Consider the following 22,449-nt stretch of genomic DNA (forward strand, 5'->3'; position numbering starts at 1 on the left):
AAGGGTTTTCCCTTGAATTCGCGCCGCTCCAAAGCCCCTTCGCCCACGCTCGACGGCCTGCTGGCCCAGTCGCCGTGGTTCCGCGCGCTGCCGCCGGCCGTGCAGGCCGGGGTGCGCGGCGACCTGATCGAGGTGGTGGTGCCCCTGGGCGAGTCGCTCGGGCGCCGCGGCGATCTGCCCGGCCACTGGTACGGCGTGATCGACGGGCTCTTCAAATGGTCGGTGTCGAGCGCCGATGGCCGCAGCGTCTCGCTGGGCGGGCAGCTCGGCGGCAGCTGGTTCGGCGAAGGCACGCTGATCCGCCAGAAGCCCCGCAACGCGGACGTGGTGGCCCTGCGCGACAGCCGCGTTGCGCTGATGCCGCTGGACACCTTCCTGGCGCTGCGCGACACGCAGCCCGCGTTCAACGAGTTCCTGCTGCGCCAGATCAACGAGCGCCTGCACTGGTTCATGGGCAAGCACGCGGACCACAGCCTGCTCGACGCCGACGCCCAGGTGGCGCGCGCCCTGTGCGGCCTGCTGCACCCGCTGCACAACCCCAGCGAATCGCCGCAGCTGCGCCTGTCGCAGGAAGAGCTGGCCAGCATGGCCTCGTTGTCGCGGCCGCGCTGCAACCAGGCGCTGAGCCGGATGCGCGCGCAGGGCTGGATCCGCACCGGCTACGGCGGCATCACGCTGCTGAACGTGGACGCGCTGCTCGACATGGGCAGCTGAGTGGCCGGCGCCTTGGCCCGGGCTCAGGCCGGATCGAAGCCTTCCACGCCCGCCATCACCTCGCACAGCACGTCGATGAAGGCGTTGATGCGGGCGGGCCGGAAGCGGCCGGCGACGGACACCGCCTCGATGGCGATGGGCTCGAGCTCCCACTTGGGCAAGATGCGCTTGACCCGGCCGCTGGCGATGTCCGGGCCGCACAGCCAGCGCGCGCTCGCCGCGATGCCCAGGCCCTCGAGCATGGCGCGGTAGCTGGCCAGCAGGCCGTCGGTGGTGAAGGGGGTGCGGATCGGCACGGTGCGGCGCTCGGTCTGGTCCTGCGTGTGCATGGGCAGGCGGTCCATCACGTAGGGAATCAGTCCCACGAAGGGCAGGGACGACAGGTCTTCCGGCGTGCGGACGCGGTGCCGCGCCGCGAAGGCCGTCGAGGCCACGAGCACGCGCCGCATGCGACCGATGGGCCGCACGTGCAGCGACTGGTCGGCGCTGCTGCCGACGCGGATCCAGCAGTCGCAGGCCTGGCCCACGATGTCCACCGGTCGGTCGGTGAGCCGCAGCTCCACCTCCACCTGCGGGTAGCGTTCGCGGAACAGGCGGACGGCGTCCATCAGGAAGGCGTGCCCGTAGGCGTGTGGTCCGATCAGCGACAGCTTGCCCTTGGGCAGGCCGGCGCTGACCTTCAGCGCGTCTTCCCACTCGTTCCAGGCGTCGGCCCAGGCCACGGCGCGGCGCTGCAGTTCCTCGCCTTCGGCCGTGAGGTCGAAGCGGTGCGTGGAGCGCGTGGCCAGGCGCGCGTTGAGCAGCTGTTCCAGGTCGCGCAGACGCCGGCTCACGGTGGGCTGCGTGGTGCCCAGCGCGCGCGCGGCGGCCGACAGGCTGCGCCGCTCGGCCACGGCCAGGAAGGTGGTGATGAGCTGCAGGCGATCGAGTTTGGCCGTCATACGTGTGGCGTATCAAGCTTATCGGGGTCGGCATACTACTCGGCCGCGGGCCTTTGCCAAATACTGCGCGGACCCATTTCCCACCCCACAGGTCCGCCCATGAAACTGTCCCGGTTCCTTCTTTGCTCCGCCCTGACGGCGCTGGCCGCGCTGCCCGCGATCGGCCACGCGCAGGCCGCCAAGGCGCCACTGCGCCTGGTCGTCGGCTACACGGCCGGTGGCTCCTCCGATGCGCTCGCGCGCATGGTCGCGGAGAAGCTCAAGGACGAGCTCGGCACGGCCATCATCGTGGACAACCGCCCCGGCGCGGGCGGGCAGATCGCGGCCGAATACGTGCGCGCGTCGGCGCCCGATGGCAACACCATCCTGGTCGCCAACAGCCACATGATGGTGATGCTCCCGCTCACCACCAAGGGGGCGAAGTACAAGCCCGCCGAGGACTTCGCGCCCGTGGTGCGGCTCACCAGCTTCTTCGAGGCCCTGTCGGTGCCCAGCGGCGTGCCCGCGACCTCGATCGCCCAGTGGCTGGACCTGGCGCGCAAGAACCCGCAGGCCGGCAACTTCGGCGTGCCCGCGGCCGGCAGCGTGTCGCACTTCCTCGGCTACCGGCTCGGCCAGGACAACAAGGTCGACCTGCAGGCCATTCCCTACAAGGGCGCCGCGCCGCTGGTGCAGGACCTGCTGGGCGGCCAGATCCAGGCCGGCATCCTGCCCATCCTCGACGTCGCGCCGCACCACCAGGCCGGCAAGCTGCGCGTGCTGGCGGTGAACGGCGCCAAGCGTGCGCAGCTGCTGCCCACCGTGCCCACGCTGAAGGAGCTCGGCATCGCCGGCTTCGACACGCTGGAGTGGACCGCGCTGCTGGCGCCGGCCGGCACGCCAGCGGCGCTGGTGGAGCGGCTCAATGCCGCGACGCGCAAGGTGCTCGCCACGCCCGACATCCAGGAACGCCTGCTCAAGCTGGGCATGGAGGCCAACCCTAGCAGCCCCGCCGAACTCGGCCAGCTGCTGGCCAGCGACCTCGCGCAATGGGCGCCGGTGGTCAAGGCCTCGGGCTTCACCGCGGACTGACGCCGAGGTGAACATGCAGACAGCGACGGCCCGCCGCACGGTGGGCGACACGCCAGCGGGCGGATCGGTTCTCGGCTTCTACGCGCCCAAGGGCACACCGCGCCCGCCGCGCGTGGCGCGCGCCGAAGGGGTGTTCCTGTGGGACGAGGATGGCCGCCGCTACCTCGACGCCACCTCGGGCGCCGTGGTCACCAACATCGGCCATGGCAACCCTGCGGTGCTGCAGGCCATGCAGGCGCAGGCGCGCAAGGTCACCTTCGCCTACCCGCGCTTCTTCGAGAGCGAAGACAGCATTGCGCTGGCCGACCGCGTGTGCGCGCTCGCGGGCCCGGGCCTGGACCGGGCGTTCTTCGTCTCGGGGGGCTCGGAGGCCAACGAGTCGGCGCTCAAGCTCGCGCGCCAGTACGCGGTGGTCAGCGGTCAGCCCGGGCGCTGGAAAGTGATCTCGCGCAACCCCAGCTACCACGGCGCTACGCTGGGCGCGCTCACCGTCACCGGCGACGCCAGCGCGCACGCGCTCTACGGCCCGATGCTGCGCGCCCAACCCAAGGTGGCGGCCCCGTTGTCCTACCGCGTGCCGGACGGCCACAGCGTCGAGTCCTTCGAGGCGGCCTGCGCGCAGGCGTTGGAAGACACCATCGTGCGCGAAGGCGCCGACAGCGTGCTCGCCTTCATCCTGGAGCCCATTGGCGGCCTGTCCACCGGCGCGGTTGTCTCGTCGCCGGCCTACTTCCGCGCCGTGCGCGAGATCTGCGACCGCCACGGCGTGCTGCTGGTGTTCGACGAGATCATGTCGGGCGCCGGCCGCACCGGCCGCTTCCTGGCCGCGCACCACTGGCCCGAGGCGCGGCCCGACCTGGTCACGCTGGCCAAGGGCCTGGCCGCGGGCTACACACCGCTTGGCGCGGTGCTCGCGCCCGAGCGCATCGTCGACGCGGTCGCCGCGAGTGGCGGCTTCGTGCACGGCCACACCTATTTCACCAACCCACTGTCCTGCGCCGTGGCCAACGCGGTGCTTGACGAGGTGGTGCGCCAGGACCTGGTGGCGCGCGCGCAGGCCGCGGGCGTCTACCTGAAGGACCGGCTGCATGCGCTGGCGGCGCGCTCCCCGCTGGTGGGCGACGTGCGCGGCCTCGGGCTGCTGGGGGCGATCGAGCTGGTGGCGGACAAGGCCAGCCGCCGGGCGCTGCCGGTGGACTTCAACGCCCCCGCGCGCCTCACGGAGCACGGTCTGCGCCATGGCATTGCGCTCTACAACCGGCGCGCCAACCGCGGCGAGTTCGGCGACTTCCAGATGATCACGCCGCCGCTGACCGCCAGCGACGCCGAACTCGACCTGCTGGTGGCGTTGCTGGAGCGCGCGTTGGCCGACCTGCACGACGAGGTGCGCGGGCGGGGCCTCGCTTGAGCGCGGGCATCCCGCCGCACCGGGCCATCGCGTTGCCCGGCCTGCACGCCTATGCCAGCGCCGTCAGCGTGGCGGCCGGCGAGGCCATCGGCTTTCACGTGAGCAGTTCGGTGCCCTACCGCTTTTCCTTCTGTGCGCTGGGGCCCGACGCCGACGACGCCTCGCGCGACCCGGTGCTGCACGCCGGGGGTGAGCACCCGGCGCGGGTCCAGGCCATCCACCCCGGCTCCTACGTGCACATCGAGCGCGGTCTGCCCGAGGGCGCGCTCGAGGCGCTCACCCTGGAGTGCTGGCTCATGCCCTGGGGCTTCGGCGAGCGCCAGGCCGTGATCGCGCAATGCGACGACGAGGTCGCCGACGAAGGCGTCGGCCTGTTCATCGAGGCCGACGGCACGCTCGTGCTGCGGCTGGGGCGTTCGCGGCTCAGCGGGCCGGTCCTGGCGCCGCGCCGTTGGGCGCACCTGGTGGCCGTGCTGCACCAGGGCCACCTGTCGCTGTGGATCGACGGCCGCCGGGTGGCGCAGGGCGCGGCGGGCCCAGGTCGGCCGGGCCGCGCTGCGCTGCGCCTGGGCGCCGCGTCGGCGGGGGGCGTGGCCACGCACTTTCTGGACGCGGACCTCGTGATGCCGGCGCTCTACGGCCGCGCGCTCGGCGCCGCCGAGATCGCCCAGCGCTGCGCGCAGCGCGGCCAGCAGGCCGCGCAAGGCCCCGGCCTGCTGGCCTGCTGGCCCTTGAGCGAGCAGCGCGGCGAGCGCATCGCCGACGCCAGCGGGCAGGGCCGCCACGGCCGCCTCATCAACCACGGCACCTGGATGATCGTCGGCCCGGCCTTCGACCCCGCGCGGGTGCCGCGCTTTTCGCGCCGCGAAGGCGAGTACGCCGCCGCCAGCGACCGCCTGCGTGGCCACGGCCTTCGCTTGGCGAGCGACGACCTCGTGGATTGCCGCTGGGCCGAATCGCACCGCGTGACGGTGCCGCGCGGGGCGAAGCCCGGCATCCACGTGGGCCGCTTCGAATGCGAAGTGGACGGCCGGCCCGTGCGCTACGACGTGAGCGTCGTCGTGCGGCCAGCCGCCGATGCCGCGCCCGCGCCGCTGCTGGTGCTGTGCGCGACCAACAGCTGGCGCGCCTACGCCGCCTCGCCGTTCGCGCGCAACGTGTCGGGCCCGGCGCACTGGCCACGCCGCGCCGCGCCGCTGCCCAACAGCCACCCCGACGCCCCCGAGTACAACCACTACACGCCCCACCGCAAGGGCCAGCCCACCTACTACGCCGGCCTGCGCCTGCCCTGGCCCAACGCCGCGCCCGACGCCTTCTACGCGCCCGAAGGCAGCGGCTTCAGCCAGGGCCCGCGCCTGGAGCGCTGCCTGCACCGCTGGCTCGACGCGCAGGGCTACGCGTACGACGTGGTGAGCGACCTCGACCTGCACCGCGACCCCGGCCTGCTGCGCCGCTACCGCAGCGTGGTCATCAACGGCCACAGCGAGTACTGGTCGGCGCCGGCCTTCGAGGGGCTGGACGCCTACCTGCGCGGGGGCGGCAGCGCGGTGGTGCTGTCGGGCAACTCCCTGTACTGGCGCGTGAGCTTCGACGAAGACGCCACGGTGATGGAGCAGCGCAAAACGCTGACGCCCGCCGACGACCACGAGGCGGCGCTGGACAAACACGCGGCGCCCGGCGGCGTGCACGGCGAGCAATACCACAGCCAAGACGGCGAGCGCGGCGGGCTCTGGCGCTTCAACGACCGCTCGTGCAGCGATCTGATCGGCCTGGAAACCGCGGGCTGGGCCTTCGCCGACGCCGCGGATTTTGGTGTCTACCGGGTGCGCGACGCCGGCCACTTCCTGTTCCACCGGCCGCACGAGACCGGCCTGCGCGCCGGCGACAGCTTCGGCCACGGGCCCGGCGGCGCCCTGCCACGCGCCATCGGCCACGAGTGGGACCTGAGCATCGCCACGCTGCGCCGCATGACCCACCACATCCCGCGGGGCGCCGAGCTGCCGCGCGATCATCCCGGCCTGCAGGTGCTCGCCGAAGGCGTGCGCCGCGTGCCGGGCCGGCTGGACGCCTACCTCGACTTCTTCGAGGGCGCCACGCAGTCGCTCGACGGCCTGTCCGCCGAGATGGTCTACTGGGAGCGTCCCCAGGGCGGCCGCGTGTTCAACGCCGGGGCCGTGGGGGCCAGCTGGGTGCTGGGGGCCGATGAGGCGTTCGGTGCCTTGCTGCGCAATGTGCTTCACCACTTTGGAGTCGAGCCCGCATGAACCCAGCCAAGCTCCTGGTCGAGGTCCACGACGGCGTCATGGCGCTCACGCTCAACCGCCCCGAGAAACGCAACGCCATCGACAACGACCTCGCGCGCGCGCTGCTGGCGGCGATCGCGCTGGCCGAGCGCGACGACACGGTGCGCGTGCTGCTGCTGCGGGGCGCCGGACCGGCGTTCTGCGCGGGGCGCGACATGGGCGCGCCGCCGACGGAGGACGACCTGAGGCTGGTGCAGGCCGTGGCGCAGGCCCTGGTGTCCCTGCCCAAGCCGGTGGTGGCCGCCGTGCAGGGCTGGGCCGTTGGCGCGGGCCTGGAGTGGGCGCTCGACGCCGACGTGGTGATCGCCGCCGAGGGCGCGCGGTTCAAGCTGCCCGAGGCCTCGCTGGGTGTGTTCGTCACCGGCGGCCTCACGGCCACGCTGCCCGCGGCCGTGGGGCTGGCGCGCGCCAAGGGGTTGATGCTGCTTGGCGAGCCGATCGGCGCCGCGCAGGCCCAGGCCTGGGGCCTGGTGTGGCAGGTGGTGGCCGACGACGCGCTCGACGCCTCGGCGCGGCGGGTGTGCGCGCGTCTCGCGCAACTGGCGCCCGAGGTGGCCGGGCGCTTCAAGAAGGTGCTCAACGAATTGGGCCTGGCCCACTTCCAGCGCGCGATCGAGGCGGAAAACGCGGCGCAGCGCGGGCTGCCACCCTGACAAGAAAAAAGGCCTTGCGGAGCAAGGCCTTTTTCAGTTTGGTGGTGGAGACGAGGAGGATCGAACTCCCGACCTTCGCATTGCGAACGCGACGCTCTCCCAGCTGAGCTACGTCCCCACGAATCGCGCATTCTAGCGAATCTTTTGTCAGGCCATTCCGTTGCGGCTGGCGAGTTCCACGAACAGCGCGGAGTGGTCGAGGTCGGACAGGCCGTGGTCCGCCGCCTCGGCGAACAGGCGCTCGAACAGCGCGGTGATGGGCGCCTCGAAGCCGATCTCTTTCGCCGTGCCGAGCGCGTTGCGCATGTCCTTCAGCTGCACCGCCATCGCGGCGCGCTTGCCGAAGTCGCGCTCCACCATGCGCTGGCCGTGCACCTGCAGGATGCGGCTGTCGGCGAAACCGCCGGTGATGGCCTGGCGCACCTTGGCCATGTCGGCGCCGCCCTTCTCGCACAGCAGCAGCGCCTCGGCCACGGCGCCGATGGTGATGCCCACGATCATCTGGTTGGCCAGCTTGGCGAGCTGGCCCGAGCCGTGCGGGCCCACGTGCGTGACGCGGCCCAGCACCTCCAGCACGGCGCGCGCGCGCTCCACGTCGGCCGGTTTGCCGCCGGCCATGATGGCCAGGGTGCCGGCCTCGGCGCCCACGGTGCCGCCCGAGACCGGCGCGTCCAGGTGGTGCACGCCCAGCGCGGCCAGGCGGGCCGCGTGGTCGCGCGCCTGGCGCGGCTGGATCGACGACATGTCGATCACCAGGCTGCCACGGGGCAGGGCCTCGGCCACGCCCTGGCGGAACAGCACGTCCTCCACCACCTCGCCGTTTTCGAGCATGGTGATGACGATGTCGGCGCCTCGCACGGCGTCGGCGGCCGTGTCGGCCACGCGCGCACCCAAGGGCGCGAGACGCTCGGCCTTGGTGCGCGAGCGGTTCCAGGCGTCCACGGCGCAGCCGGCTTCGCACAGGCGCCGGCCCATGGGGAAGCCCATCAGGCCGATGCCGAGCATGGCGACGGCGTGGGAGGGAGTGGTTGCCGGGGCGGCGGGGGAGTCGGTCACGGTGCGTGTCCCTTCAGGGCAGGGCGCGGAGGCGGTGTTCGGGCAAAAAAAATCGCGGTCCCCGGCTCGCGCCGAGGACCGCGCAAGTGGACCGGCTATCGAGATAGCTGGGGACCACGGAGTTGAACGGTGTCGTCCTCGGCGGGTTCGGCCGAGGCGTGGGCGATCTGCTCGGCCAGGGTGCCGCAGGCATTTTCGGCGTGTTCGGCGATGAGCGATTCGGCCCCGTCCGCGTCGCCCTGGGCGATGGCGCGGGCAATGGCCTCGTGTTCGTCCCACACGGGCTCGCGCAGGTGCTCCAGCTGCAGCGCCAGGCCCATGGCGCGGCGGATGTGCTGCCAGTGCAGCAGCGCGCTCTGTTCGATCAGCGGGTTGCCGGCGGCGCGGTAGATGGCGGTGTGGAAGGCCAGGTCGGTGTCGATCAGGGCCTTCACGTCGTCACGGCGCTCGGCGGCGCGCCCGGCCTTGAGCACGGCCGGGTCGATGACGGTGCGCTGCTGGGCGGCCAGTCGCACGGCCAGGCGGTCCAGCGCCACGCGCACCTGGTAGACCTGGGCGATCCAGCGCCCGTCCAACGGCGTCACCTGCAGGCCGCGCACGCGGCCGGGGTCGCCGCTGGTCTGGGGCGCGTCCTGCACGAAACCGTCCTTGCGCAGCAGGCGCAGGGCCTGCATCACCGGCTGGCGCGACACCGCGAAGCGCTCGGCCAGCTCTTCCTGGCGGATGCGCTGGCCCGGCCGCAGCGCGCCCGAGCTGATCGCGTCGAGCAAGGCCCGGTAGACCTGGTCGGCCAGATCGGGCGTCGATTCGATCCTGAACAACTGCGCGGTCATGGGGGCGGGCGGGTGGTGCGAATTCTGTATACGGAATTCGCGCAGCATACCCCAGGCGGTGCCGGCGCCAGCGTCCCCAGAGGGAATACCCCAAGCCCCCATGACACAATCGCCCGCCATGCAATCGCCCTTCCCCCGAGACCCGGCCTGGCTGGACCGCGAATACAACAACCGCGCCCGGGTGCCCGAGCACCCGGCGTACTTCGAGCGCTGGGCCCGGGACTCGAAGCAGGTGCGCGAGCGGGGTGGGGCGCTGATCGATCTGCGCTATGGGCACGGGCCCGCCGAACAGCTGGACGTCTTTCCGGCCCAGGGGGGCGCCGGCGGCGCCGCGCCGGTGCTGTTCTTCATCCACGGCGGCTACTGGCGCGCCCTGGACAAGTCCGACCACTCCTTCCTGGCGCCACTGTTCCAGCGCCTGGGCGTGTGCGTGGTGATGCCGAACTACGCGCTGTGCCCGGCCACCACCGTCCCGGGCATCACGCTGCAGATGGCGCAGGCCCTCGCCTGGACGCACCGCCACATCGCGGTGCACGGGGGTGACCCGAGCCGCATCACGGTGGCGGGGCATTCGGCGGGCGGTCAGCTGGCGGCCATGATGCTGGCCTGCCGCTGGCCCCAGGTGGGCGCCGACCTGCCCGCCGCACTGGTGCGCAATGCGCTGTCGGTGTCCGGCCTGTTCGATCTGGAGCCGCTGCGCCTGGCGCCGTCCCTGCAGTCCTCGCTGAAGCTCACGCCGGACCAGGTGCGCAAGGCCAGCCCGGCGCGCCTGCCCTCGCCCGGGCTGCGGCAGGGGCGCGGCGAGCTGGTGGCCGTGGTCGGTGGCCAGGAAAGCGGCGAGTACCACCGCCAGAACCACCTCATCCGCGAGGCCTGGGGCGCCGAGGTGGTGCCGGTGTGCGAGGCACTGCCCGGCCTGAACCACTTCAGCGCGCTGGACGCGCTGGTCGCGCCAGACCACCGCCTGCACACGCTCGCGCGCCACTTGCTGGGCGTGTGAGGCGCATCGCCCCCGAGCTGCCGCGGAACCGGCTTTGCCGGGCCGCGGGCGCCACTCCGTCGAGGGGGACGCGCGAAGCGCGGCGGGGGTGGGGCACGAACTACATCAAGAGGTGCTCGCCCGCGTTGTCCCCGCCCAGGATGACGTAGTTCACCTTGCGGATGTCCAGCAGCTTGGTGCCGCCGGCGTAGCTGATGGAGCTTTGCACGTCCTGCTCCATCTCGATCAGCGTGTGCGCGAGCGGGCCCTTGATCGGCTCCAGGATGCGCTTGCCTTCCACATGCTTGTACTCGCCCTTGTTGAAGTCGCTGGCCGAGCCGTAGTACTCCTTGTAGAGCACGCCGTCGACTTCCACCGTCTGGCCCGGTGATTCCTCGTGTCCGGCGAACAGGGAGCCGATCATCACCATGCTGGCGCCGAAGCGCACGCTCTTGGCGATGTCGCCGTGGCAGCGGATGCCGCCGTCCGCGATGATGGGCTTGGTGGCCACGCGCGCGCACCACTTGAGCGCGCTGAGCTGCCAGCCGCCGGTGCCGAAGCCGGTCTTGAGCTTGGTGATGCAGACCTTGCCGGGGCCGATGCCCACCTTGGTCGCGTCGGCGCCCCAGTTCTCCAGGTCGATCACCGCCTCCGGCGTGCCCACGTTGCCCGCGATCACGAAGGCCTTGGGCAGCTTTTCCTTCAGGTAGCCGATCATCTTCTTCACGCTGTCGGCGTGGCCGTGCGCGATGTCGATGGTGATGTACTCGGGGCACAGGCCCTGGGCCACCAGGGTGTCCACCGTGGCGTAGTCGGGCGCCTTCACGCCCAGCGAGATGGAGGCGAAGCTGCCCTTGGCCTGCATCTCGCGCACGAAGGCCACGTTGTCCAGGTCGAAGCGGTGCATGACGTAGAAGTAGCCGTTCTGCGCCAGCCAGGTGCAGATGGACTCGTTGACCACCGTCTTCATGTTGGCGGGCACCACCGGCAGGCGGAAACGCCGCCCGCCGAGCTCCACGCCGGCGTCGCATTCCGAGCGGCTTTCCACGCGGCACTTGCGCGGCAGCAGCAGGATGTTGTCGTAGTCGAAAATTTCCATTGAAACCAAGCTCCAGAAAGCTGTTGTCGAACAGATGAGCGCTTGGCCTGGCCGGTTCTCTTGCCGCGGCGGGCAAAAAGAAACCGGGCGCAAGAATCTTGGGCCCGGTGCGCGATTCTAGACCGATGGCCCGTCCCCCGGCCGGTATGGGGTCCATATGCCCCCACGTATGGACCGGCCACCGCGCGGGCGCTTTCTACAATCCCTCGATGCCCCTGGACACCGCCCCGAATCCCTCGCCGCTGGTCGCCGGCCTCAATGCCGAGCAGGCCGCCGCCGTCACCCTGCCCGCCGAACACGCGCTCATCCTCGCGGGCGCCGGTTCGGGCAAAACGCGCGTGCTCACCACGCGCATCGCCTGGCTGCTGCAAACGGGCCAGGTGGGGCCGGGCGGTGTGCTGGCCGTGACCTTCACCAACAAGGCGGCGAAGGAAATGGTCACGCGCCTGTCGGCCCTGCTGCCGGTGAACGTGCGCGGCATGTGGATCGGCACCTTCCACGGCCTGTGCAACCGCCTGCTGCGCGCGCACCACCAGCTCGCGGGCCTGCCGGCCACCTTCCAGATCCTGGACACCCAGGACCAGCTCTCGGCCATCAAGCGCCTGTGCAAGCAGTTCAATGTCGACGACGAGCGCTTCCCGCCCAAGCAGCTGCAGTACTTCATCGCCGGTTGCAAGGAAGACGGCCAGCGCCCGCGCGACGTGCCCGCGCGCGACGAAGAGACGCGCAAGAAAGTCGAGCTCTACGCGCTGTACGAGGAGCAATGCCAGCGCGAAGGCGTGGTCGATTTTGGCGAGCTGATGCTGCGAAGCTACGAGCTGCTGCGCGACCAGGACGCCATCCGCGCGCACTACCAGCGGCGCTTCCGCCACATCCTGATCGACGAGTTCCAGGACACCAACAGGCTGCAGTACGCCTGGATCAAGCTGTTCTCGCCGCCCCCCATGGAAGGCCTGGACGTGGCCGTGGGCAACGCGGTGTTCGCTGTGGGCGATGACGACCAGAGCATCTACGCCTTCCGCGGCGCGCGCGTGGGCAACATGGCCGACTTCGTGCGCGAGTACCGCGTGCAGCACCAGATCAAGCTCGAGCAGAACTACCGCAGCGTCAGCAACATCCTGGACGCCGCGAACCACCTCATCGGCCACAACCAGCGCCGCCTCGGCAAGAACCTGCGCACCGACGCGGGCGCGGGCGAGCCGGTGCGCATCAACGAGTCGCCCAGCGATTTCATCGAGGCGCAGTGGGTGGTCGACGAGATCAAGTCCCTGGTGCGCGAGGAAACGCCGCGCAGCGAGATCGCCATCCTCTACCGCAGCAACGCGCAGAGCCGCGTGATCGAGACCGCGCTGTTCAACGCCGGCCTGCCCTACCGCGTGTATGGCGGCCTGCGCTTCTTCGAGCGTGCCGAGATCAAGCACGCCCTGGCCTACCTGCGCCTGATCGAGAACCCGCGCGACGACACCAGCTTCCTGCGCGTGCTCAACTTCCCGCCGCGCGGCATCGGCGCGCGCAGCGTGGAGCAGCTGCAGGACGTGGCGCGCGCGGCCGGCTGTTCGCTGCACGACGCGGTGAGCGCGGTCACCGGGCGCGCGGGCACGGCCATCGCGGGCTTCGTCGCCAAGATCGACGTGATGCGCGAGCGCAGCGAGGGCAGCCACCTCAAGGGCATCGTCGAGCTGGTGCTGGAGCACAGCGGCCTGGTGGAGCACTACCGCCAGGAGCGCGAAGGCCAGGAGCGCGTGGAGAACCTGGAGGAACTGGTCAACGCGGCCGAGAGCTTCGTGATGCAGGAAGGCTTCGGCCGCGAGGCCGTGGCGCTGACGCAAAGCCCGGCCAGCCAGGGCCTGGACCTGAACGCCCCCGTGCTCGACGAGCCCCTGGCCCCCGACGCCGACACCGGCGAGACCCTGAGCCCGCTCGCCGCCTTCCTGTCGCACGCCGCGCTCGAATCGGGCGACAACCAGGCCCAGGCCGGACAGGACGCGGTGCAGCTCATGACCGTGCACGCGGCCAAGGGTCTGGAGTTCGACTGCGTCTTCATCGTCGGCCTGGAGGAAGGCCTGTTCCCGCACGAGAACGCCATGAGCGACCGCGACGGCCTGGAAGAGGAGCGCCGCCTGATGTACGTGGCGATCACGCGCGCGCGCCAGCGCCTGTACCTGAGCCATTCGCAGACGCGGCTGCTGCACGGCCAGACGCGCTACAACCTCAAGAGCCGTTTCTTCGATGAATTGCCCGAGCACTGCCTGAAGTGGCTGACGCCGCCGCAGCCTTCGGGCTGGGGCGGCACGGGCAGCGCGGGCTGGGGTGGCCACCGCGCGCTGGGCACCCCGGTGCCGCAGCCGGCGTGGTCGCCGGCCTGGAAGGCCGCCAGCGCGCCCGCGCCCGAACCCGATCGCGGCACGCCGATCAAGAGCGGCATGGCGGTGTTTCACAACAAGTTCGGCGAGGGCAAGGTGCTCGCGGTGGAGGGCGCGGGCGATGACGCGCGCGCGCAGGTGAACTTCCCGCGCCACGGCACCAAGTGGCTGGCGCTGAGCGTGGCCAAGCTCACGCCCATCGAATAGGCCAGCGCTCGGGCCGTCGAGGCGGCCTGGTTGCTCGGGCGTTCGCGCCGGGCTGGCCGATGCCTGGCCCGGCCCGGCGTTGGGCCGGTTCCCCTACCAGCCCGCGAACACGTCCTCGGCGATGCCGAACGAGGTGCTGGCGCCGGTGCCGCTGGTCACCAGCACCAGGCGCAGGTGGTCGGCCGGCGCGTGGATGAGCGCGTCGGCGCTGTGGCCCGTCGGGTAGACACCGGTCCAGCGCTCCACCACCTCACAGCGGCCCAGCCCGACCACCTCGTGCAGGTGGCCCAGGATGCGATCGTCCACCGCCTCGCTGGCGAAGGGCTCCGGCGTGGCGTGCGGGTGGTGGGAATCGCCCACCACCAGTGTTCCGTCGGCGCTCTGCACGGCGATCAGGTGGATACCGTCGTCCAGGCTTTGGCCGCACTCGGCGCGCAGTTGCTCCAGCAGTGGCGCCGAACTGGCGAGGTCGGCGTAGCCGTGGTAGCGCACCAGGCTGAGGTCGCTCATCACCGCCGCGCCCAGCCGCCAGCCGGTCGGCGGGCGCACGCGCAGCATTTGCAGACGCGTGAGCCCCAGTGCGTGGTCGGGCAGCAGGCGCCGCGCCAGGCCATTGAGTTCGGTGCCGGGGCAGACCACGATGCGCTCGGCCGTCCACTGGCCTTGCGCGCCGTGCACCGTGGACCCCTCGATGCCCAGAACCTCCTGCCCCCAGAAGAAGCACACGCCCAGCGCCTGCAGCCAGCGCGCGAGGGCGGGGATGGCCTCGCGCGACTCGACGCGCAGCTCGTGTGGGCTGTACAGCGCGCCCGCTGCACCGCGGGACTTGAGCGAAGGCATGCGCCCGCCCCAGGCCTCGCCGCGGTGCAGTTCACAGGCCTCGCCCATCTCGGTCCCGGCGAACTCGGCCAGCACGTCCAGCGCCCGCGCGCGCTGGGCCACCACCCACAGGCCCTGGTGCACCACGGGGATGCCCGCCTGGGGCGCCAGCTCGGCCCAGAGGTCGCGCGAGCGCCGCGCGCGCCGCCAGGTGTCGCCGGCGCGCTGGCCGGTCACGGTGACGAAGCCGAAGTTGCGGATGGAAGCGCCCACGCAGCGGTGGTCGCGCTCGATCAGCGCCACGCGCAGGCCGCGGCGCAGCCCCATCCAGGCATGGGCGAGGCCGGCGATGCCGCTGCCCACCACGATCAGGTCGAAACGCTTGTCGGTCACGGGAAAGGCGAAGGGGATGCTTCGAATGGACGTCGGGCCGTCATGTTGATTGCACACAATGAAAGCCCGTTGACAGTTCCACCCGCATGAACCCCTCCTTCGACTCACTCTGGGCGCTGTTGGCCGCGCGCGGCCACGAGCGCTACACCGGCGAGCCCGTGACCCATCTGGAGCACGCCCTTCAAGCCGCCGATCTGGCGCGCCGCGGCGGCGCGGGCGAGGCCCTGGTGGTCGCCGCGCTGTTGCACGACGTCGGCCACCTGATCCATGGCGTGGCGGGCACGCCCAGCGCCGCCGGCGTCGACGATCGCCACGAAGCGATCGCCGCCGACGCGCTGGGGCGCCTGTTCGGCCCTGCCGTGAGCGGGCCGGTCGGGCTGCACGTGATGGCCAAGCGGCGCCTGTGCGCCGATCCGCGCTACCTGCGGGCCCTGTCGGACGATTCGCGCCGCAGCCTGGCGCTGCAGGGCGGTCCGCTGGACGCCGCGGGCTGCGAGGCCTTCGACCGCCTGGCCCACGCGCAGGACGCGCTGCGCCTGCGCCGCTGGGACGACGCGGCCAAGCGGCCGGCGCGCGAGGTGCCGCCGCTGGACACCTACCGGGCGATGGCCGAGGCGCTGCTGCGCTGAGCCCGGGGCTGGCCAAAAGAGGCCCTCCGGTCAGATGACCGGAGGGCCCGCAGGGTGCGATGGCGAGCGGCTTCAGGCGCCGATCACCCCGCCATCGTTCTTCGTCGTGCCAACCGCGTCGTGCTGGCTGGCTGGGTTGCGCGCCATCGTCCGTGGCTGGCGTGACGGGCGCATGACAGGGGCTGGGGGCGCTCAGGCTGGCCGCGCCAGCAGCGGCCGGCCCATGCGGATGGACGCGCCCGGCGTGACCCCGGGCGCGAGCGTGAAGCCCGGCGGCGCCAGCACGACGATGGTGGAGCCGTGTTCGAAGTGGCCCATCTCCTCGCCGCGCGCATAGGCCGTGTCGCAGGGCAGCTCGTCGGGGCCGCGGTAGCGCGTGTTGAGCGGCAGCGGCAGGGCGCGCAGGCGCAGGCTGGCCACCAGGATGGCGGCCACGGGCACCAGCAGCAGCGGCGTGCCGTCGGCCAGGCGGGTGAACAGCGCCGCGCGCTCGTTGCGGCAGAACAGGCGTTCCACGCGCTTGAGGGCGATGGGGTTCACGTTCCAGGTGTCGCCGCTGAAGTGCGTCACGTGCTCCAGCGTGAGCGCCTCGGGTGCGTGGAAGCGGTGGTACATGGCCGAGGTCAGGCGCAGCGTCACGAACTGGCCGCCGCGCAGGGTGGCGATGGCCGCCTGCGCGCGCGGCGAATCGCCGAGCAGGTCGGTGAGCGCGTACGGAAAGCCCTTGGCCTGGAACACCTGGGCGCAGGGGTCTTCGCCAATGCGCCCGCTGGCGCCGACGATGGCGTCGCAGGGGCTGACCAGCACCGACGGGGTGGTGTCGACGGGCCGCGCACCCTCGCGCAGCTCGCGCGTGAAGCAGTCGTGCAGGCTGTCGAAGCGCGGCTTCTTCGCGTCGCTCAGGTCGAGGTCGGTGAAGGCCTTCCACACCGCCATGGACGCGTCGCGCACCAGGGGCTGTCGGATCCGGCTGAACCAGCCCATGAAGCGCGTGAGCGCCAGGCGCGGCACGCGGTTGGTGAGCAGGAAGTTCAGGTCTTCGCTGAGCGCGAGGCGGCGCAGCTGGCGTTGCACAAGGCCGTGGGGATTCTGTCGCAGGGCTTTCATCGTTGGGTCATCCGGGGGCCATACAAGAGCGGGAACACCACGACGCCCCGAACGCCATGTCCCTTCTGCCTTATGCCTTGCCAGCCGGTTCGCTCCTGCTGGCCTTGCCGTACCTGAAACAGCGCCTCGAGCTCTCGCGCGCCAAGCACCGCTCGCTGGCGGGCCACTCGCGCTGGGCCAAGCGCCTGGCGGGCTGGTTGCCGGGCTACGCCTTCGACGAGCGCCGCTTCTTCCAGGCCGACGGCGCCGACGACGCGCTGGCCGCGCGGCGCCGCGCGGCCTTCGACGCCCTGTGCGCGGGCTACGCCCAGCGCTACGAACGTTCGCTCGCCCTGACCGCCGACGCGCGCGAGGGACTGGCCGACCTGCAGCTCACCGGCGCCTACCGCGTGCCCTTTCCCTTCAGCCCCTACCTGCGCGAGCGCCTGAAGGTCGGCGCCTTCGTGCGATCGGCCGATGGCCTGGAGGTGGAGGACCTCGACGGCAACCGCTTCCTCGACCTCACGGGCTCCTACGGCGTCAACGTCTTCGGCGTGGACTTCTACAAGGCCTGCATGGAGGAAGGCGCGACCATCGGCCTCGAACTGGGCCCGGTGCTGGGCGCCTACCACCCGGTGGTGGCGGACAACATCGCGCGCCTGAAGGCGATCTCGGGCCAGGACCAGGTGTCCTTCCACATGAGCGGCACCGAGGCCGTGATGCAGGCCGTTCGCCTGGCGCGCTACCACACGCGCAAGACGCACCTGGTGCGCTTCTGCGGCGCTTACCACGGCTGGTGGGAGGACGTGCAGCCCGGCCCCGGCAACCCCATGCCGCCGCGCGAGACCTACACGCTCAAGGACATGGGCGACAAGAGCCTGCGGGTGCTGCGCACGCGCCGCGACATCGCCTGCGTGCTCATCAACCCCTTGCAGGCCCTGCACCCGAACCGCAACGCGCCGGGCGACTCCACGCTGATGACCGGCCTGCGCCACGCGGGCTATGACCGCGAGGCTTACACGCGTTGGCTCCAGCGGCTGCGCGAGGTCTGCACCGAACGCGGCATCGTGCTGATCTTTGACGAGGTGTTCCTGGGCTTTCGCCTGGCGCCCGGCGGCGCTCAGGCGTACTTCGGCGTGAAGGCCGACCTGGTGACCTACGGCAAGTCGGTCGCGGGTGGTTATCCGGTGGGCGTGGTCTGCGGCCGCGCCGATCTGATGAAGCGCTTCCGCGCCGAGCGCCCCGCCGACCTGTGCTTCGCGCGCGGCACGTTCAACGCGCACCCGCACGTGATGGGCGGCATGCACGCCTTCCTGCGTCGCCTGGAAACGCCCGAGCTGCGAGCGATGTACGCCGGCAGCGACGAACGCTGGAACGCGCGCCGCGAGCGCTTCAACGCCACCATGGCCGACGCCGGACTGCCGGTGCGCGCGGCGAATCTGCACAGCGTGTGGACCTTGGACTACACGCAGCCGGGCCGCTACCACTGGATGTTCCAGTACTACCTGCGCTGGCATGGCCTGGCCTTGAGCTGGGTGGGCACGGGGCGGTTCATCTTCGCGCTGAACTTCGACGACGCGGCCTTCGATGAGGTGGTGCGGCGTTGCGTGGCGGCGGGCCGGGACATGCAAGCCGCCGGCTGGTGGACGCTGCCCGCGGGCATGGACGCCCAGGCGATCGGCAAGCAGTTGCGCAGGGAAACCCTGTCGGCGATGTTGCGCCAGAAGGGCTGAGCGCTCAGCGGCCCCGGGCCCGTGCGAGGCGTTCGGGCGCAAGGCAGCGAACACCCGCCCCTCACAGGAAGTCAGCGGCGCCCGACGCCCGGGTCGATGAGCTGGCCCTTCATCAGGTACAGCGGCGCCTTGTGGTACAGCTTGATGTCGTGGAACGGGTCGGTGAGGATCTTGGTGGCCCACACCAGGCCCGTCTGGATGTCCTGCAGAAAGAACAGGTGGATGGTGCGGAACAGCAGGCCACCGATGCCCAGCCCCAGCCACAGCGTGCCCACGTGGCGCGTATAGCCCCAGTGGTCGTGGTGCGCCTCGAACAGGCCCATCACCGTCGGGTCGATCCAGACCAGCACCGGCACCAGCGCCCACAGGCTCATGAGCACCACCTTGCGCTGCAGGTTGTAGCCCACCTTGATCTCTTCCTTGTGCTCGTGCGTGGCCTGGTTCACGTGGTCGTAGCCCTTGGGCTCGAAAAAGAAATGGCCGGCCTGGCGCGAGGTCATGGAGACCAGCCAGGCGATCAGCGCGGAGATCACGGGATCGAACCACAGCATCACGTACGCGACCACGAAGCTGATCGCGCTCACCAAATGCAGCGACTGGTTGATGCGGCTGTGGTGGTAGTAGCGGTGGTCGTCCCAGCGCTGGATCTCCAGGGTCTTGAAGAAGTCGTTCAAGGCGGTCTCCGTCGGCAATGAGGAAGCGGGTGAAAGAAGGGGAAAAGCGGCCGCATGGTGGTTGCCGCGCGTGACGGCGCGGTGACATCGCCGGTGCGTCACCGCGCGGGCACGCACGCGTCACGCCGCTGTCGCGGTGTCATCAATCTGCCGCGAAGCCGCCGCACCATGCCCCTCATGTTCGACACGAGCGCCGAAACGATCCTGGTGGAGGCCTTCCCGGCGGCCCGCCCGTCCCTGCGGCTCGCCGTGGTGACGGAGACCTGGCCACCCGAGATCAACGGCGTGTCGCTCACGCTGTCGCGCCTGGTGCAGGGCCTGCGCGCGCGCAACCACGAGGTGCAGCTCATCCGCCCGCGCCAGACGCGCGAGGACGCCGCGCGCAGCGACCCGGGGTTTCATGAGGTGCTCATGCGTGGCATGCCGATCCCGCGCTACCCCGAACTCAAGCTCGGCCTGCCCGGCAAGGGTGCGCTGGTGCGCGCCTGGACCTTGAGGCGGCCCGATCTGGTGCACATCGCCACGGAAGGCCCGCTGGGCTGGTCGGCCCTGCAGGCGGCGCGCCGCTTGCGCCTGCCGGTCACGTCCGACTTCCGCACCAACTTCCACGCCTACAGCCAGCACTACGGCGTGGGCTGGCTCAAAACGCCCATCGTGGCCTACCTGCGCAAGTTCCACAACCTCACGCGCTGCACCATGGTGCCCACGCAGAGCCTGCGCGCGGAGTTGCAGGCCATCGGTTTTCGCAACGTCAGCGTGGTGGCGCGCGGCGTCGACACGCAGCGGTTCAACCCCGCGCGGCGCAGCGCCGCGCTGCGCGCCAGCTGGGGCGCCGGCGACGGCACCCTGGTGATGGTGGCCGTCGGCCGCCTGGCGGCCGAGAAGAACCTGGGCGTGGTGCTGCAGGCCTACGAGGCCATGCGCGCGCAGAACCCCGACGTGAAGCTCGTCTTTGTGGGCGACGGCCCGCAGCGCGTGGCCCTGCGCCAGCGCTGCCCCGAGGCCCTGTTCGCTGGCATGCGGCGCGACGAGGACCTGGCCGCGCACTACGCCAGCGCCGACCTGTTCGCCTTCGCGAGCCTGACCGAGACCTTCGGCAACGTCACCATCGAGGCCCTGGCCAGCGGCCTGCCGGTGCTGGCCTTCGACACCGCGGCGGCGGGCGACTGGGTGCGCGGCGGGCACAACGGCTGGCTGCTGCCGGTGGACGACGAAGCCGCCTTCGCGCGCCAGGCCGCGCTGCTGGCGCGCGACCCGGCGCTGGTGCGCGCGGCCGCGTCGCAGGCGCGCGCGCAGGTGGCGGCGCTGGACTGGCGGCACATCGCCGGCCAGGTGGAAGGGATCTTCCTGCAGACCGTGGGCTGGCCGCACGCGCTGCCCGAGGGCTGGAGCCCGTCGCTGGCACTCTGAGCACCGCCCGCGCTCCGCTCGAGCGCCATGTCACCGGATTCACGAGGTTTTCACGAGGCCTGCGTAGCCTTTCCGCCTGTCGCATTTCCCAACCCCACAGGACATTCCATGACCCTCGACTTCGATAGCGAAGACCTGCCCACCAACACCAGCCAGAACGAGCACTTCCAGAACGTGGTGAACCGCGCGGTCAACCGCCGCGGCTTCCTGTTCAAGACCGGTGTGGGGGCCGCTGCCGTGGCCTTCCTCTCCGCTGGCCTCGCGGGCTGCGGCGGCGGCGGCGACGCCGACCCGACGCCCGCGCCGCCCGCGGCCGACCCCGACCTGCTGGGCTTCACCGGCATCGCCATCGGCACCGACGACAGCGTGCACGTCGCCCCGGGCTACACGGCCTCGGTGCTGGCGCCCTGGGGCACGCCGCTGTTCTCCAGCGGCGCGGGTTCGACCTGGGCCGGCGACGCCAGCGAAGACGCCGCCGCGCAGGCGCGCCAGATGGGCGACAACCACGATGGCATCCACTACTTCGCCCTGGCCGGCCGCAGCGACGAAGGCCTGCTGGTGATGAACCACGAGTACACCAACCCGCAGTACCTGTTCACCGACGGCGTGGTCAACAGCCTGGACGACGCCAACAAGGACCTCAACGCGCACGGCGTGAGCGTGGTGCACATCCGCCGCACCGCCGGCGTGTGGAACATCGTGCTGGACTCCACCTACAACCGCCGCATCACGGGCGATACGCCGATGCAGCTGACCGGTGCCGCCGCCGGCCACGCGCTGCTGCAGACCACGGCCGACGCCACCGGCACCGTGGCGCTCGGCACGCTGAACAACTGCGGCAACGGCTTCACCCCCTGGGGCACCTACCTGACCTGCGAAGAGAACTTCAACCAGTACTTCGGCACCACCAATACCGCTGCTCCCGGCATGACGCGCAACGCCAACCAGCTGCGCTACGGCCTGGCCGGCGCCGGCACCTCGCGCAAGTACGAGCAGTACCACGACCGCTTCGACTGGCAGAAGGAGCCCAACGAGGCCAACCGCTTTGGCTGGATCGTCGAGATCGACCCCTTTGACCCGGCCTCCATGCCCAAGAAGCGCACCTCGCTGGGCCGCATCAAGCACGAGAACGCCGCCTACGCCATTGCCGCCGACGGCCGCGTGGTGGTCTACATGGGCGATGACCAGGCCAACGACTACATCTACAAGTTCGTGACCGCCGGCCACTACATCGAAGGCGACACCGCCAACAACCGCGACCTGCTCGACACCGGCACGCTGTATGTGGCCAAGTTCAACGCTGGCGCCGTGGCGAACGACATGATGGGCACCGGCGAGTGGATGCCCATGACCACGGCCAACCCGGCCCTGGCCGCCTACGCCACGCAAGCCGAGATCCTGGTCAATACGCGCCTGGCGGCCGACGCCATGGGGGCCACGCCCATGGACCGCCCCGAGTGGGTGGCGGTGCATCCGCAGACCCAGGAGGTCTACGTCACGCTGACGAACAACTCCGGCCGTTCGACGACCGACGACGCCAACCCGCGCACAGCCAACGTCTACGGCCAGATCATCCGCTGGCGCGAGACCGGCGGCGACCCGACCGCCCTGACGTTCGAGTGGGACCTGTTCGTGCTGGCCGGCAACCCCACCATCGCCCAGGCCAATCCCTTGAACAAGGGCTCGGCCAACGTGACCAGCGACAACACCTTCAACAGCCCCGACGGCCTGGGCTTCGACCGCGATGGCCGCCTGTGGATCCAGACCGACGGCAACTACAGCAACACCGGCAACTACGCCAACCAGGGCAACAACCAGATGCTGTGCGCCGATCCGCGCACCAAGGAAATCCGCCGCTTCTTCGTCGGCCCCGTGGAGTGCGAGGTGACGGGCCTGAGCTTCACGCCCGACAGCAAGACGCTGTTCATCAACATCCAGCACCCGGGCGAGGGCGGCAACAGCCACTGGCCCGAGGGCGGGGCGGCGCTGCCGCGCTCGGCCACCGTCGTCATCACCAAGGACGATGGCGGCGTGATCGGCACCTGATCCGGCGCTCGCGCCAGAACACAGCCCGCACC

General features: G+C 71.1%; 18 protein-coding genes and 1 tRNA gene. 11 read left to right on the forward strand and 8 right to left on the reverse strand.

Annotation, left to right across the window (positions count from 1 at the left end; translation table 11 throughout):
- Positions 1-12: 12 nt before the first annotated feature.
- Positions 13-714: a Crp/Fnr family transcriptional regulator gene (locus tag JNX00_RS06665; RefSeq protein WP_070398822.1), complete on the forward strand. Its 702-nt coding sequence runs from the start codon at positions 13-15 to the stop codon at positions 712-714.
- A gap of 23 nt (positions 715-737) precedes the next feature.
- Here the strand turns inward: JNX00_RS06665 and JNX00_RS06670 are convergent, their stop codons facing one another.
- Positions 738-1,655, reverse strand: coding sequence for a LysR family transcriptional regulator (locus JNX00_RS06670; protein WP_070398821.1), 918 nt, complete (start codon positions 1,653-1,655; stop codon positions 738-740).
- 99 nt (positions 1,656-1,754) lie between these two features.
- On the opposite strand from JNX00_RS06670, the gene JNX00_RS06675 reads away from it, so the two are divergent.
- The 4 genes from JNX00_RS06675 to JNX00_RS06690 are packed head-to-tail and all read left to right on the forward strand — an operon-like array spanning position 1,755 to position 7,090.
- Entirely contained in the window at positions 1,755-2,726 is a 972-nt protein-coding gene (locus JNX00_RS06675; protein ID WP_070398820.1) for a Bug family tripartite tricarboxylate transporter substrate binding protein, read from the forward strand.
- 13 nt (positions 2,727-2,739) lie between these two features.
- Positions 2,740-4,134: an aspartate aminotransferase family protein gene (locus tag JNX00_RS06680; protein WP_204744457.1), complete on the forward strand. Its 1,395-nt coding sequence runs from the start codon at positions 2,740-2,742 to the stop codon at positions 4,132-4,134.
- Positions 4,131-6,398: a LamG domain-containing protein gene (locus JNX00_RS06685; protein WP_070398818.1), complete on the forward strand. Its 2,268-nt coding sequence runs from the start codon at positions 4,131-4,133 to the stop codon at positions 6,396-6,398. Before JNX00_RS06680 ends, JNX00_RS06685 begins: the two co-directional genes overlap by 4 nt.
- Positions 6,395-7,090 carry an enoyl-CoA hydratase-related protein gene (locus tag JNX00_RS06690; RefSeq protein WP_204744458.1) on the forward strand — a complete coding sequence of 232 codons (696 nt, stop codon included), beginning with the start codon at positions 6,395-6,397 and terminating at the stop codon, positions 7,088-7,090. Before JNX00_RS06685 ends, JNX00_RS06690 begins: the two co-directional genes overlap by 4 nt.
- A 42-nt stretch (positions 7,091-7,132) precedes the next feature.
- Here JNX00_RS06690 and JNX00_RS06695 read toward each other — a convergent pair.
- The 3 genes from JNX00_RS06695 to JNX00_RS06705 form a co-directional block, all read right to left on the reverse strand.
- Positions 7,133-7,208, reverse strand: a tRNA-Ala gene (locus tag JNX00_RS06695).
- 29 nt (positions 7,209-7,237) lie between these two features.
- On the reverse strand, positions 7,238-8,095 hold the full coding sequence (locus JNX00_RS06700) for an NAD(P)-dependent oxidoreductase (RefSeq protein ID WP_204745009.1): 858 nt from the start codon (positions 8,093-8,095) through the stop codon (positions 7,238-7,240).
- A gap of 146 nt (positions 8,096-8,241) precedes the next feature.
- A complete protein-coding gene (locus JNX00_RS06705) occupies positions 8,242-8,979 on the reverse strand; it encodes a GntR family transcriptional regulator (protein ID WP_070398815.1) in 738 nt (245 codons plus the stop codon).
- 118 nt (positions 8,980-9,097) lie between these two features.
- Between JNX00_RS06705 and JNX00_RS06710 the strand changes: the two genes are divergently transcribed.
- Entirely contained in the window at positions 9,098-9,979 is an 882-nt protein-coding gene (locus JNX00_RS06710; protein ID WP_070398814.1) for an alpha/beta hydrolase, read from the forward strand.
- Positions 9,980-10,079: 100 nt separating this feature from the next.
- On the opposite strand, the gene JNX00_RS06715 is transcribed toward JNX00_RS06710, so the two are convergent.
- Positions 10,080-11,057, reverse strand: a complete 978-nt coding sequence (locus tag JNX00_RS06715) for a GMP reductase (RefSeq protein ID WP_070398813.1) — start codon at positions 11,055-11,057, stop codon at positions 10,080-10,082.
- Between the two features lie 209 nt (positions 11,058-11,266).
- Here JNX00_RS06715 and JNX00_RS06720 point away from each other — a divergent pair, with 209 nt between their 5' ends.
- Positions 11,267-13,627 (forward strand): 3'-5' exonuclease, encoded by a 2,361-nt coding sequence (locus tag JNX00_RS06720; protein WP_204744459.1) that lies wholly within the window; start codon positions 11,267-11,269, stop codon positions 13,625-13,627.
- 93 nt (positions 13,628-13,720) lie between these two features.
- Here the strand turns inward: JNX00_RS06720 and JNX00_RS06725 are convergent, their stop codons facing one another.
- Complete coding sequence (locus tag JNX00_RS06725; protein WP_204744460.1) at positions 13,721-14,839, reverse strand: TIGR03364 family FAD-dependent oxidoreductase; 1,119 nt, start codon at positions 14,837-14,839, stop codon at positions 13,721-13,723.
- Between the two features lie 86 nt (positions 14,840-14,925).
- Here JNX00_RS06725 and JNX00_RS06730 point away from each other — a divergent pair, with 86 nt between their 5' ends.
- A complete protein-coding gene (locus JNX00_RS06730) occupies positions 14,926-15,468 on the forward strand; it encodes an HD domain-containing protein (RefSeq protein ID WP_204744461.1) in 543 nt (180 codons plus the stop codon).
- A 192-nt stretch (positions 15,469-15,660) separates the two neighbouring features.
- Here the strand turns inward: JNX00_RS06730 and asd are convergent, their stop codons facing one another.
- Entirely contained in the window at positions 15,661-16,575 is a 915-nt protein-coding gene (gene asd / locus JNX00_RS06735; protein WP_204744462.1) for an archaetidylserine decarboxylase, read from the reverse strand.
- A 56-nt stretch (positions 16,576-16,631) separates the two neighbouring features.
- Here asd and JNX00_RS06740 point away from each other — a divergent pair, with 56 nt between their 5' ends.
- The gene (locus JNX00_RS06740; RefSeq protein ID WP_204744463.1) at positions 16,632-18,287 is read left to right on the forward strand and encodes an aminotransferase class III-fold pyridoxal phosphate-dependent enzyme; all 1,656 of its coding nucleotides are present in this window, start codon (positions 16,632-16,634) and stop codon (positions 18,285-18,287) included.
- Between the two features lie 71 nt (positions 18,288-18,358).
- Here JNX00_RS06740 and JNX00_RS06745 read toward each other — a convergent pair whose 3' ends face one another.
- Positions 18,359-18,961, reverse strand: a complete 603-nt coding sequence (locus JNX00_RS06745) for a hypothetical protein (protein ID WP_204744464.1) — start codon at positions 18,959-18,961, stop codon at positions 18,359-18,361.
- Between the two features lie 168 nt (positions 18,962-19,129).
- Here JNX00_RS06745 and JNX00_RS06750 point away from each other — a divergent pair, with 168 nt between their 5' ends.
- Together JNX00_RS06750 and JNX00_RS06755 are read left to right on the forward strand one after the other, a co-directional pair.
- The gene (locus JNX00_RS06750) at positions 19,130-20,371 is read left to right on the forward strand and encodes a glycosyltransferase family 1 protein (protein ID WP_239478267.1); all 1,242 of its coding nucleotides are present in this window, start codon (positions 19,130-19,132) and stop codon (positions 20,369-20,371) included.
- Positions 20,372-20,479: 108 nt separating this feature from the next.
- Entirely contained in the window at positions 20,480-22,417 is a 1,938-nt protein-coding gene (locus tag JNX00_RS06755; protein WP_204744465.1) for a PhoX family phosphatase, read from the forward strand.
- Positions 22,418-22,449: the final 32 nt, after the last annotated feature.

The organism is Hydrogenophaga sp. YM1 (assembly GCF_016903055.1).
In the GTDB taxonomy this organism is placed as follows: domain Bacteria; phylum Pseudomonadota; class Gammaproteobacteria; order Burkholderiales; family Burkholderiaceae_C; genus Hydrogenophaga; species Hydrogenophaga borbori.

What these genes read in the sequence shown, in the direction of transcription:
- JNX00_RS06670 (WP_070398821.1), bottom strand. Translation starts at nt 1,655, where the DNA reads ATGACGGCCAAACTCGATCGCCTGCAGCTCATCACCACCTTCCTGGCC.
- JNX00_RS06675 (WP_070398820.1), top strand. Translation starts at nt 1,755, where the DNA reads ATGAAACTGTCCCGGTTCCTTCTTTGCTCCGCCCTGACGGCGCTGGCC.
- JNX00_RS06680 (WP_204744457.1), top strand. Translation starts at nt 2,740, where the DNA reads ATGCAGACAGCGACGGCCCGCCGCACGGTGGGCGACACGCCAGCGGGC.
- JNX00_RS06690 (WP_204744458.1), top strand. Translation starts at nt 6,395, where the DNA reads ATGAACCCAGCCAAGCTCCTGGTCGAGGTCCACGACGGCGTCATGGCG.
- JNX00_RS06700 (WP_204745009.1), bottom strand. Translation starts at nt 8,095, where the DNA reads ATGCTCGGCATCGGCCTGATGGGCTTCCCCATGGGCCGGCGCCTGTGC.
- JNX00_RS06705 (WP_070398815.1), bottom strand. Translation starts at nt 8,979, where the DNA reads ATGACCGCGCAGTTGTTCAGGATCGAATCGACGCCCGATCTGGCCGAC.
- JNX00_RS06710 (WP_070398814.1), top strand. Translation starts at nt 9,098, where the DNA reads ATGCAATCGCCCTTCCCCCGAGACCCGGCCTGGCTGGACCGCGAATAC.
- JNX00_RS06715 (WP_070398813.1), bottom strand. Translation starts at nt 11,057, where the DNA reads ATGGAAATTTTCGACTACGACAACATCCTGCTGCTGCCGCGCAAGTGC.
- JNX00_RS06720 (WP_204744459.1), top strand. Translation starts at nt 11,267, where the DNA reads ATGCCCCTGGACACCGCCCCGAATCCCTCGCCGCTGGTCGCCGGCCTC.
- JNX00_RS06730 (WP_204744461.1), top strand. Translation starts at nt 14,926, where the DNA reads ATGAACCCCTCCTTCGACTCACTCTGGGCGCTGTTGGCCGCGCGCGGC.
- asd (WP_204744462.1), bottom strand. Translation starts at nt 16,575, where the DNA reads ATGAAAGCCCTGCGACAGAATCCCCACGGCCTTGTGCAACGCCAGCTG.
- JNX00_RS06740 (WP_204744463.1), top strand. Translation starts at nt 16,632, where the DNA reads ATGTCCCTTCTGCCTTATGCCTTGCCAGCCGGTTCGCTCCTGCTGGCC.
- JNX00_RS06750 (WP_239478267.1), top strand. Translation starts at nt 19,130, where the DNA reads ATGCCCCTCATGTTCGACACGAGCGCCGAAACGATCCTGGTGGAGGCC.
- JNX00_RS06755 (WP_204744465.1), top strand. Translation starts at nt 20,480, where the DNA reads ATGACCCTCGACTTCGATAGCGAAGACCTGCCCACCAACACCAGCCAG.